At 71.7% G+C, this 11,346-nt stretch carries 7 protein-coding genes; 5 read left to right on the top strand and 2 right to left on the bottom strand.

Going from position 1 to position 11,346, the window contains the following annotated elements:
• Positions 1 to 99: 99 nt before the first annotated feature.
• Together D7Y11_RS02045 and D7Y11_RS02040 are read left to right on the top strand one after the other, a co-directional pair.
• A complete protein-coding gene (locus D7Y11_RS02045; RefSeq protein ID WP_126932899.1) occupies positions 100 to 3,648 on the top strand; it encodes a serine/threonine-protein kinase in 3,549 nt (1,182 codons plus the stop codon).
• A gap of 7 nt (positions 3,649 to 3,655) precedes the next feature.
• Entirely contained in the window at positions 3,656 to 4,519 is an 864-nt protein-coding gene (locus tag D7Y11_RS02040; protein WP_199753677.1) for a class I SAM-dependent methyltransferase, read from the top strand.
• Here D7Y11_RS02040 and D7Y11_RS02035 read toward each other — a convergent pair.
• The gene (locus D7Y11_RS02035) at positions 4,509 to 5,366 is read right to left on the bottom strand and encodes an SDR family NAD(P)-dependent oxidoreductase (RefSeq protein WP_233607172.1); all 858 of its coding nucleotides are present in this window, start codon (positions 5,364 to 5,366) and stop codon (positions 4,509 to 4,511) included. The genes D7Y11_RS02040 and D7Y11_RS02035 overlap by 11 nt on opposite strands.
• 90 nt (positions 5,367 to 5,456) lie before the next feature.
• Between D7Y11_RS02035 and D7Y11_RS02030 the strand changes: the two genes are divergently transcribed.
• On the top strand, positions 5,457 to 7,577 hold the full coding sequence (locus D7Y11_RS02030; protein WP_126932898.1) for an SEL1-like repeat protein: 2,121 nt from the start codon (positions 5,457 to 5,459) through the stop codon (positions 7,575 to 7,577).
• Positions 7,578 to 7,651: 74 nt separating this feature from the next.
• Positions 7,652 to 8,299, top strand: a complete 648-nt coding sequence (locus tag D7Y11_RS02025) for a DUF2378 family protein (protein ID WP_233607171.1) — start codon at positions 7,652 to 7,654, stop codon at positions 8,297 to 8,299.
• Positions 8,300 to 8,310: 11 nt separating this feature from the next.
• On the opposite strand, the gene D7Y11_RS02020 is transcribed toward D7Y11_RS02025, so the two are convergent.
• A complete protein-coding gene (locus tag D7Y11_RS02020; protein WP_126932896.1) occupies positions 8,311 to 10,575 on the bottom strand; it encodes a hypothetical protein in 2,265 nt (754 codons plus the stop codon).
• Positions 10,576 to 10,795: 220 nt separating this feature from the next.
• On the opposite strand from D7Y11_RS02020, the gene D7Y11_RS02015 reads away from it, so the two are divergent.
• Positions 10,796 to 11,338, top strand: a complete 543-nt coding sequence (locus D7Y11_RS02015; protein ID WP_120574667.1) for a DUF2378 family protein — start codon at positions 10,796 to 10,798, stop codon at positions 11,336 to 11,338.
• The last annotated feature ends 8 nt before the right edge of the window (positions 11,339 to 11,346 follow it).

Raw genomic sequence — 11,346 nt, 5'->3', positions numbered from 1 at the left:
CCGAAGCGCCTACTGCTTCGGCTGCCCCGGACGCATTCAATCCCCCTCCCGCACGAGAAGGGGGGATATCCTCATCCGTACGTAGGGCGGCTCCCCCTCATGTCTCACCCCCCCTCCTGTCAGACCTCCTCCCGGGCGGACGCCCCGGACATCGACACGTCTCCGGGCATGGATCCGGAAGTCGTGGGGCGCCGGTACCGCATCCTCGACCTGCTGGGGCGCGGCGGCGCGGGCACCGTGTGGCGCGCGCAGGACGGACTGTCCGGGCCGGTGGCCCTCAAGCGGCTGCACAAGACGGTGGCGGACCTGGCGCGGCGGCCCGGCCGGGGCACCCCTTCCGCCTTCGCCACGCAGGGCATGGCGCTGTCGCTGGCCCATGAGTTCCAGACGCTGGTGTCGCTGCGCCACCCGCACGTCATCCGCGTGCTGGACTACGGCTTCGACGCCGAGGGCCGCCCCTACCTGGCCATGGACCTGCTGGAGGACGCGCGCACGCTGGTGGAGGCCGGCACGGACGCGCCCCTCGCGACGCAGGTGGGGCTGCTCATCCAGACGCTCCAGGCGCTCGCGTACCTGCACCGGCGCGGCATCATCCACCGCGACCTGAAGCCCGGGAACGTGCTGGTGGTGCGCGGCCAGGTGAAGGTGCTGGACTTCGGCCTGGCCGTGGGGCGCGACCAGCAGGGCCGCCGCGCGCAGCCCGCGGGTACCCCCGGCTACCTGGCCCCGGAGCTCTTCGAGGACCAGCCCCCTTCCGAGCTGACCGACCTGTTCGGCTTCGGCGCCATGGCGTGCCAGATGTTCTTCGGCCGGCTGCCCCACGCGGGCCAGGTGTTCGCCACGCCGGGCTTCCCGCCCGCGCTCAAGGCCCTGCTGGAGCAGCTGGTGGCGCCCGAAGCCCACCGCCGGCCGCGCGACGCGGAGGCCGTCATCACCGCGCTGAGCGACGCCGTGGGCCAGCCCCGGCCCGCCGAGTCCGCCGCCACGCGCGAGAGCTTCCTCCAGTCCGCGCGCTTCGTGGGCCGCGTGGCGGAGCGCGAACACCTGACGGACGTGCTCGACGCGGCGATGGCGGGCCAGGGCGGCGCGTGGCTCATCGGCGGCGAGAGCGGCGTGGGCAAGTCGCGCCTCCTGGAGGAGGTGCGCTCGCTGGCGCTGGTGCGCGGCGCGATGGTGCTGCGCGGCCAGGCGGTGGACACCGGCGGCGTGCCCTACCAGGAGTGGCGCGCGGTGCTGCGCTGGCTGCCCATGCTCACGGAGCTCTCCGACCGTGAGGCGCGCGTGCTCCGGTCGCTGGTGCCGGACCTGGACGCGCTGCTGGGCCGCGAGGTGCCCGCCGCGCCGGAGCTGGACGCGGACATGGCGCAGCTGCGCCTGCACCAGACGGTGGAGGACCTCTTCGCCCGCCTGTCGCAGCCCACCGTGGTCATCCTGGAGGACCTGCATCAGGCGCACGCCGAATCCCTCCAGCTCCTCGCGCAGCTCGCGGCGAGGTCGCCGGGGCTGCCGCTGCTGTTGCTCGTGAGCTTCCGCGACGACGAGTCCCCGCAGTTGCCGGAGCACCTGCCCGGCACTCGCGTGCTGCGGCTGCAACGGCTGAACGCGGAGGAGATCGCCCAGCTGGGCGAGTCCATGCTGGGCGCCGTCGGCCGCCGGCCCGACGTGGTGTCGCTGTTGCGCCGCGAGTCGGAGGGCAATCCGTTCCTGCTGGTGGAGGTGGTGCGCGCGCTCGCGGAGGACGCGGGGGGCCTGGACCGGCTGGGCGCCGTCGCGCTGCCCCAGCGCGTGTGGGCGGGTGGCATGCGCGCGCTGGTGCAGCGCCGGCTGGAGAAGGTGCCTCGGGAGTCGCGGGAGCTGCTGGACGTGGCGGCGCTGCTGGGCCGGGAGCTGGACCTGGCGGTGCTGGAGCGGGCCGCGCCCGGCGTGGACGTGGAGGCGTGGCTCACCGACTGCGCGGCGGCGGCGGTGCTGGACGTGGCCGACGGCCGCTGGCGCTTCGCTCACGACAAGCTGCGCGAAAGGTTGCTGGAGGACCTGTCCCCGACGCTCCGCCCCGCGCTCCACCGGCGCGCGGCCCTGGCGCTGGAGGCGGCCCACCCCACGGGCCACGCCGCCGCGCTGTCGTACCACTGGGGGCAGGCCGGGGACGCGGCCCGCGAATCGCACCACGCGCGGATCGCGGGCGAGGAGGCGCTGGCGGTGGGTGCGTGCCGGGAAGCGGTGCCGCTGCTCTCGCGGGCGCTGGCGGTCGCGCCCCAGGCCACGCCGCTGGAGCGGGGCCGCGTGGAGGCGCTGCTCGCGGAGGCGCGCTTCCAACTGGGAGACCTGGAGGCCTTCCGCGTGCACGCGGAGTCGGCGCTCGCGCACTTCGGATGGCGTGTGCCTTCGTCGCGCGTGGCGTGGGTGCTGGGCACGCTGACGCAGGCGCTGTCCCGGCTGGCGCAGAGTGCCCGGCCGGATGCGTACGTGGATGATTCCAGGCGGCGCCGGGAGTCGCGGCGGGTGGCGGGCCGGCTGCTGATGCGGCTCACCGACGCGTTCATCTACGCGCAGGAAGCGCTGCCGGTGCTCTGGAGCGGCCTGCGCATGCTCAACCTGTGCGAGCCCGCGGGGCCCACGCCGGAGCTGGCGCGCGGCTACACGGTGATGGCGGTGGTGGCGGGCACGGTGCCGGTGCACCGCGTGGCGGACGCGTGGGTGAAGCGGGCGCAGGAGGTGGCCGAAAGCGTGGGCCGCCCGGCGGACCTGGCCTACGTGCTCAACCGCAACGCGGTGTGCGCGGTGTACCAGGCGCGCTGGCAGGACGTGGAGACGTGGCTTTCGCGAGCGACGGCCATCGTGGACTCGGTGGGGGACCTGCGGCTGGCGGAGGAGTGCCGCGCGCTGCTCACCGTGTCCGCCATGTACCGCGGCCAGTTCGCGCGGGGCCTGCCGCTGATGGACTGGCTGGAGGCGTCCGCGGTGCGCCGGGGCTCGGCGCAGACGCAGCACTGGGCCCAGCATTACCGCGCGCACATGCTGCTGCGGCTGGGCGAACACGCTCGGGCCCGCGTGGCGCTGGAGCCGGCGCTCGCGTGGACGGAGGCGCACGGCGGCGCCACCGACCGCATCATCGTGGACGGCACGCTGGCGCTCTTGTGCCTGCGCGAGGGCGACACGGCGGGTGCTCGCGCGGCGGCGGAGAAGGCGCTGGTGCGGCTGTCCGCGGGCAAGCCGGTGGCGCACTTCGTCTACTTCGGCGCGACGGCGGTGGCGGAGGTGCTGCTCACCCTCCTGGCGCGCGAGACGCCAGGGCCCGGATTGCAGGCGCTCACGCACAGCGCGCGGTCCGCGCTCCAGGAGGTGGAGCGCTTCGCGCGGGTGTTCCCCTTCGGCGAGCCCTCCGCGTGGCTGTGGCGCGGCTGCGAGGCGTGGCTCGCGGGCAAGCACCGCAAGGCCTTCCGCGCGTGGAAGCGCTGCCTCGCGGAGTCGGACGCGCGGGGCATGCCCTACGAGGCGGCGCGCGCTCGGCTGGAGTGGGCGCGGCATCTGCCCTCGGACGACGCGGAGCGCGCGGAGTTGCTGCGGCGCGCGGCGGAGGATTTCACCCGGCTGGGGGCGCGCGAGGACCTGTCGCGGACCCTGGCCGAACAAGGGACGGCAGGGTGACGAAGCGATGATGTGGCTGCGGGACGTGGCGTTGCTGGCATGCCTGGATTGCCGGGGCCAACTGGTGTGGCACGGGCAGAGCGAGGACGACCGGCTGGACGAGGGACGTCTTCTCTGCGGTAGCTGCGGCGAGACGTGGGAGGTGGCGGACGGGCTCGCCCGGCTGTACCGCGAGGACCGCGTGCAGGGCACGGACCGCCTGATGCGCCATGTCTACGACGGGCTCCCCGCGCTGCACGACCCGCTGACGGCGGTGCTGACGCCGCTGTTCCAGTCCGTCTCCGAATCGCGGATGCGCGACGGGTACATGCGCAGGTTGGAGTTGGGCGCGCTGAAGCCGCACGACGACGGACAGCCCGTGCGCGTGCTGGAGGTGGGCGTGGGCGCGGGCGCGAACCTGCCGCGCATCCGGGGCGCGCTGCCGCCGGGCCTGCCCGTGGAGGTGTGGGGCCTGGACCTGAGCACCGGCATGCTGGCGCATTGCGAGAAGCGGCTGCGCAAGGGCCGGGGCGTGAAGGACACGCGGCTGATGGTGGCGGACGCGCACGCGCTCCCGTTCAAGGACGGCCTGTTCGACCGCGTCTTCCACGTCGGAGGGATTGGGGGCTACCGCCAGCCCGCGGTGGCGCTGCGGGAGATGGCGCGCGTGGCTCGGCCCGGCACTCCGCTGGTGGTGGTGGACGAGCAGCTGGACGCGGCCTTCCGTCCGTCGCTGCTCCAGCGCGCCGCCTTCCGCGCCCTCACGTTCTACACACGCGACGCGAAGAGCCCTCGCGACCTGCTGCCGCGCAACGCCGAAGACGTCATCGAGGAACAGGTGTCACCGTTCTACTACTGCCTCACGTTCCGCGTTCCGGCCGTCACGGGTTGAGCACCAGGTCCAGCAGCTTCAGCGTCATGCCGCCCGTGAAGTCGATGGTGGCGCCGTTGAACCACGCGGCGTCGTCGCCCACGAGCACGGTGACGAAGCGGGCCACCTCGTCCAGCGTGCCCATGCGCCCCGCGGGGTTCATGGCCGCGTGGCGCGCTTCCAGCCGGGCCAGCGCCTCCGGCGAGTAGACGTGGCGCAGCGCGGGCGTCATCACCGTGCCGAACTTGAGCAGGTTGACGCGGTGGCCCTTGGGGCCCAGCTCCATGGCCAGGTGGCGCACGTACATCTCCAGCGAGGCCTTGGCGGCGCTGATGAGGCCGGTGTTGCCCAGGTGCGTCTCGTCCAGCGGGTTCTGCAGACCCAGCAGGCGCGCGCCCGGGGCCAGCAGGTCGCGTTGAACAAGCGCCTGCGTCCAGTACACGAACGAGTGCGCCATGCAGTCGAACGTGCGCTGGATGCGGCGCGGGTGCAGGCGGTCCGGGCCCTCGGAGAGGAAGCGGCCCACGGACGCCCCGGCGATGGCGTGCACGAACAGCTTCACGCTGCGGGGGCCGGTGCGCTGGAGCAGCTCGTCCGCGCCGGCCTCGGCGGCTTCGGGCGTGGAGGCATCCGCCTGCCGCAGGTGCACGTCCCGGCCCGCGTCGCGCACGCGCGTCTCCATCTCGCGCGCGGTGTCCGGGTAGCGGCCCCGGTGCACGCCGAAGACGTTCAGCCCCGGCTTTCGCGCGACGGCCTCCGCGATGGCAGCGCCCGAGCCGGAGGAGGCACCCAGGATGAGCGCCCACGCCGGGGGAGCACCCTCCGATGCGGCTGGAGGAGATCCGCAGGGGACAGGGGGCTCGTGCATGGTGCTCATCATAGGAAGCCACGCGGGGTGGGGCTCGGGAGACGGCAGGGGTCCTCGACGGAAAGGGGAACGGAGTGGAAAGATCCACCCATGCCCTCAGTGAAGCTCCTCTTCGCGTGCCGGGTCGTGCCCGTCCTCGCACTGCTCGCGGCCTGTGCCCATGGCTCCTCGGACGAAACGAAGTCGGAGTCCGAACAGGAGCTCACCACGCTGTACCAGCGCACCTGCGGTGGGAGGCTGGCGCAGGCGTGCTTCGAACAGGCCGAGCGCCTCCGCGTGGGCGACGGCGTCACGAAGGACGTCGCTCGCGCGGCGACGCTCTATGAACTGGGCTGCAACGGCGACGACCTGCGCGCGTGCGTGGCGCTGGGGGTGTTGAAGGAAGAGGGGCGGGGCGTCGCGAAGGACGAGGCGGAAGCGGCGCGCCTGTACGCACGGGGCTGTGAGCGGGACCTGCCGGAGGGCTGCGGCCACCTGGCGCTGCTGTACGGCGAGGGCCGGGCCGTGGCGAAGGACCTCGCGCAGGCGGTGCGCCTCTACGAGCGCGGCTGCGCCGGGGATGACCGGCTGTCGTGCAACAACCTGGGCGTGCTGAAGCTGATGGGCGGCTTCGGCGTCGAGCAGGACGTGGCGGCGGGCATGGGGATGCTGGTGCAGGCGTGCAACCGGAGCCTTGGGGTCGCCTGTCTCACGGTGGCGCGCGAGTTCGACCAGGGCGTGCGTACACGCAAGGATGCGCGGCTCGCGTCCAGCTACTTCCGCATGGCGTGCGGCATGGGAGCGCAGGAGGCGTGCACGTCCGCGAACGCGGCGGTGGTGGCGAAGCCGGAGCCCACGCCCGCCGTCACGCCGGAGGAGGGCGCGAAGCTGGATGGGGTCCGCGCCATGTGTGAGCTGGGCACCGGCGTGGGCCTGGGCATGGCGTGCCACATGATGGGCACCGCGTACGAGAAGGGCGCGGGCGTGGCGGTGAACCCCGGCCGCGCGACGATGTACTACCAGCGCGCGTGCGACCACGAGGTGCCGGAGGCCTGTGGCGACGTGCGGCGCATGCTGGGGCTCACGGCGGACGGCGCGAAGACCGAAGGGCCGAAGCAGTCCGTGCTGCAGTCGCTCCAACTGGACCCGGCGAAGACCGCTCCGGAGAAGCCGAAGCAGTCCGTGTTGCAGTCGCTCCAACTGGATGCGGGCAAGGTCTCCGCGAACGCGAAGCCCGCGCCGCGCGCGTCCGTCGACCGCTGGAAGGAGGAGTGCCAGGACGGAAAGGGCGAAGGGGATGCGTGCGCCCGGCTGGGGGCGGTGCTGCTGGAGGGGAGCGCCGGGCTCCAGGTGGATGTGAAGCGGGGCATGAAGTTGCTGGAGGACGCATGCCTGAAACGCGCGCCCGCCGCCTGCGTGCGGCTCTGGAGCGTGCTGTCCTCCGGTGATGAGGCTTTGAAGATTGGACCGGCTCCACTCGTGGGACTCGCCTTCCTGGAGACGGGGTGCGAAGCGCGCGACGGCGGCGATGCGTGCAACCTGCTGGGCATGGCCCTGACCAACACCCCCCGCCCGTACGCGAACCTGGGGAAGGGCATTCAGGCCTGGCGCGACGGATGCCTCGGACATGAGGACACGAACAGCTGTGTGCTGTTCCTCGCCATGACGCGGAAGCTCGCCGCCTCGGGGCCGGAGGCGTTGAGGGCGGACGCGCAAGGCAGCATCCCTGGTATCCAGGCCCAGGCCTGCAAGGCGCGCATGAAGGACGCCTGCGAAGCGCTGGGCCAGCCGATGCCGAAGGACGTCCTGCGGGTGCGCCACCTGCGGACGGACTGCGACGCGGGCGACCCGGATGCCTGCGCGGACCTGGCCCTCAAGTACCGTCAGGCCAACGAAGGCAGCCGGTTCGCCACGGTCGAGCGCAACCTCGAGGAAGAGCTCCGGGTGGCGGAGAAGGGGTGCTCCGATGGCAGCAGCGACGCCTGCTGGCAGCTGGCGAAGCGCTCCAGCGAGGAGAGGGTCGCGGGCGCTCCCCGCGACCTGGAAGCCGCCCTCGCACGCTCGGAGCTGGCCTGCGCCATGAAGTCCGGGGACGCGTGCGAGCTGCTCGCGAAGCTCCTGCGGGAGCACCGCCACCTGGGGCCGGATGCGCCCCAGGTCCAGGAGGCCCGGGCGCGAGCTTGCCTCTACCTGGCGGCGGGGTCCTGGAGCGCGAGGGAGTGCGGGAAGTGAGCGTTCCGTCGCGTCATCCGTGCCGGAGCTGAAACCCCGCGGCCACGGGCTTCGTGAAGTTGCGCCGTCCGCTGGTGGAAAGCCCGCTGCACGAAGGGATGGATGGGTTGTTCCCGGGTCCGTCCGCGTTTACCGATGAAGGACGCATCCCCAGCGCCGTGGAGAAGGAGCCTCCCTTCGTGCGTACTCCAGAGAAGGTCGTATTCGGCCACACCGTCGAAGGCCTGCTGGTGGCCCTGGAGGGGCATCTGGAAGGCCCGCTCCGGACGCGGTTGAAGGCCGTGGGGCTGGACCTGGACCAGAAGCTGGCGCCCGCCTATCCCCGGGACCAGTGGCACCAGATGTTGCTCCTGGGGGCGCAGGTGCTCTTCCCCCATCACTCCGTCGCGCAGGCGCACTGGCACCTGGGCCAGCGCTTCGTCACGGCCTACTTCGCCACCCGAATCGGCCGCGCGCTCCAGGGCGTGCTGAAGTTCCTGGGCCCCGCGCGCACGTTGGAGCGCACGACGCGCAACATGGCCTCCGGCAACAACTACCTGCATGTGGACGTGGAGCGCCTGGCCGCCACCGAGTACCGGCTCCGGGTGAATGAAGGCGGCATCCACCCGGAGTTCATCGGGGCCCTGTGCCACTTCGGCACGTTGACCACCGGCGTGAAGGGGCTCACCACCGTGGTGGAGGGCCGCGAAGGGCCCTCCGCGACGTACCGGATGCGCTGGTAGCGGCCCCGTGCTCAGCCGTGGGAGATGACGAACTCCTGCGCTCCCACGCGCACCTGGAGCAGGCGCTGGATGCCCGACCCCAGCTTCCACCGGATGGCGAGCTGATCCATCCACGCGACGAACGCGGTGACGCGGAAGTCGTCGCAGGCCAGGTCGTCCAGGGACGTGAACACCTGCTGCACGGCGGAGGTCGCGTCGTTCTCCGCGATGACGGCTTCCGAATGGATGGCCTTGTTCAGCGCGATGAGCTTGTCGAGCAGGTCCCTCCAGAACACGTACACCTTCCCGTACGGCTGGCTCCCGATGTCGCCTGCGTAGCGTGACGACTGCACGAGCACATCCGAGAACGTGCCCGTCCCGCCGCTCTGCTCCCAGTGCGACGCGACGAAGCCGTCCGGTCCTGCATGGTTCTTCAGGTGCCAGGCCACGCTCGCCTTCGCCCGGTCGAGCGTCCAGTCCTTCGCCCCGTCCTTGAGGTACGCGTCCCAGAGCGGCGTGTAGAGCTCTTCCCTGCGCTGGAGACTGGTGCGCACGGGTTGGCTCGCCCGGGGCATGGCTCGCGCCAGGGCTCGTGCGAAGGCGTTGCGTTCGAAGGCGGGTTCGGAGCCCAGCTTCGCCAGCAGCCGCCGGAAGCTGGGGTTGTCCACGCGCAGGTCCAGCCGCGTTTCGGTCTTCGTGCCGGCGGGCGCCGCGCGGAAGAGGCGGTCCACCAGCGCCGGCGCGTCCTCCGGACGGACCGCGCCCCAGACGGTGGCTGCGTCCACCGCGCGTTGGATGAGCTCCTTCGACAGGCCGTCCTCCACCTGGCTCTGGGCGAAGAAGGAGTATTCGAACTCGTCCGCGCTGGGCGTGAGGCTGAAGCGCGGCATCTGGGCGCTGAAGTCGAGCCCCCAGCGGGAGGTCTTCCCGTACAGCACGCCCGAGCTCGTGTAGCTGCGCGCCCCCAGGAACGCGTAGCGGCGTGGGCCCTGCCGGTGGTCGCGGGACGCGTGCTGGACGACGGCCTTGAGCTTCCGCCGGTCCTCCTGCGAGGCGAAGTTGACGTCGCGCCAGCCCAGGCCCAGGCCCCAGACGCGCTGGGACTCCACGGACTTCATGTGGAAGTAGCGCCGCAGCCAGGCGTCATTCACCCGGTGCTGGATGGAGGCCAGGTCGCCGGAGACGAACGCGCCGTGCGCGCCCGCCAGCTCCTCCACGGGCACCTCCAGCTCCAGGAGCGTCGCGTCCTCGGTGCTGCGCGCGTACTCGTATTCGAAGCCGGCCTTGAGCGTGCCGCTGACCACGCTCTCGACGAAGTCCTTCAATTCTTCGTACGCGGCCGTCACCGACGCGAGCGTGGCCTCCACCGGCTTGTGGAACCCCAGCTGCTTCAGCAGCGCGGCGGCGACCTGGAGGAGCGCGGGCGTGAGCGAGCCCTGCTCCAGTCCGTCGACGATCTTCAACGCGTCCTGCACCTTCGCGTCCACGGCGCCCAGGATGGAGGCGAGCAGCGGCGACGAGTACCCCAGCGAGACCCCGGCGGATATCTGGGCCGCCGCGGAGTCCGAGGTGGCCTTGCGGACCGACACGCGGAACGGTCCGTCCTTCGGCCGTGAGAAGACGATGCGGAACTCGTCCTGGAGCGACACGGTGCCGCCGATGGACGCGCCCACCTCCGCCTTCAGCTCGAACACCAGCTGCCCGGCCAACCGCTTCGCGAGCGCCCCCACCAGGGACGTGCTGATGGCGGACCAGGAGACCTTCACTCCGGCCTTCAGGGCCACGCGCGTCTGGAACGACAGGGCATCACCGGGTTGGAGTGCCTGCACATCCCCCAGCACGAAGGGCAGGCGCAGGGACTTCGCGTCCGAGCCCAGCGCGGCCTCCAGGATCTGGGTCGCGGCGTGGTGCCGGTAGTCCGCCACCTTCACCTGGAGTGATCCGCCGCCGCTCAACTCGACGAAGGGGAAGTTCCCCTGGCCGTTGGCCTCCGCGCTCAGCTCCGCCGCGTACTTCAGCCAGCACGCGGTCCCGTCCGGGGAGAAGAGGGGCTCCACCGAGGCGCCGTCCAGCTGCTTCGGAGGCACGCCGATGATGCCGTACGCGTCCTTGTCGCTCCGGTCGTTGAAGAGCTCGACGGGGACCTTGAGGGCGCCCGTGAGGGACACCTGGCCTCCCTGGATGGGGATGGCCTTGTTGCCGTTCAGCTCCGCGTGGCCCAGCGCCTGTTCGTGAGCGGCGTTGCCCAGCGCGAGCTTGAGCGTGTTCACCGCGGGAATGTGGATGCTCCAGCTCATGAGACTCCCCCACCTTGGATTGCCTGTGTCCCTGGGACCGCTGAGCAATCATTGACGTGGGGCCTGCCTGGCCGCTTCTGACGGCGGGGAGGTGCGACTGTCCTCACCGCGAAATCGTCATCACCCCGGGGATGTAGGGGTTGTTCACAAGTCGGTGTTCGGACTAACCAGGGGGCACCCAAGCCACGTCATCCCCCGAGCCGTGGCGGAGGAGCCCCTCGTGTCGAACCCCTCGGAGATCGTCTTCGGCCATACGGTCGAAGGTCTGCTGTTGGCCTTGAAGGGCCGGCTGGAAGGCCCGCTGCGCGCGAAGCTGAAGGACGCCGGGCTGGACCTGGACCGGAAGCTGGAGCCCGCGTATCCGAACGCCATCTGGCAGAAGCTCCTGCAGATTGGAGCGACGGAGCTGTTTCCGAACGTGTCCATGAACGAGGCGCAGTGGCTGCTGGGTGAGCGCTTCGTCGTGGGCTACTTCGAGACGAACATGGGCCGCGCGCTGCAAACGGTGCTGAAGCTGCTGGGCCCCGCGCGCGCCCTGGAGCGCACGTCGCGCAACCTGGCCTCCGGCAGCAACTTCCTGCACGTGGAGGTGGAGCGGCTGTCGGACTCGGACTACCGCATCAAGGTGAATGAGGGCGGGACCTACCCGGAGTTCATCGGCTCCATCTGCCACCACGGGACGATGACCACCGGCGTGAAGGGCCTGACCACCGTGGTCGAGTCCCGCCAGGGCCGCGCCGCCATCTACCGCGTGCGCTGGTAGTCACGCGC

Origin of the sequence: Corallococcus sp. AB018, assembly GCF_003986945.1 — a bacterium.
GTDB lineage: Bacteria > Myxococcota > Myxococcia > Myxococcales > Myxococcaceae > Corallococcus > Corallococcus exiguus.
This window is presented reverse-complemented; position numbering and strand designations above follow the sequence as displayed.

Bases quoted from the DNA above. Each gene is read 5' to 3' on its own strand.
- D7Y11_RS02045 (WP_126932899.1), top strand. From the start codon at position 100: ATGTCTCACCCCCCCTCCTGTCAGACCTCCTCCCGGGCGGACGCCCCG.
- D7Y11_RS02040 (WP_199753677.1), top strand. From the start codon at position 3,656: ATGATGTGGCTGCGGGACGTGGCGTTGCTGGCATGCCTGGATTGCCGG.
- D7Y11_RS02035 (WP_233607172.1), bottom strand. From the start codon at position 5,366: ATGCACGAGCCCCCTGTCCCCTGCGGATCTCCTCCAGCCGCATCGGAG.
- D7Y11_RS02030 (WP_126932898.1), top strand. From the start codon at position 5,457: ATGCCCTCAGTGAAGCTCCTCTTCGCGTGCCGGGTCGTGCCCGTCCTC.
- D7Y11_RS02020 (WP_126932896.1), bottom strand. From the start codon at position 10,575: ATGAGCTGGAGCATCCACATTCCCGCGGTGAACACGCTCAAGCTCGCG.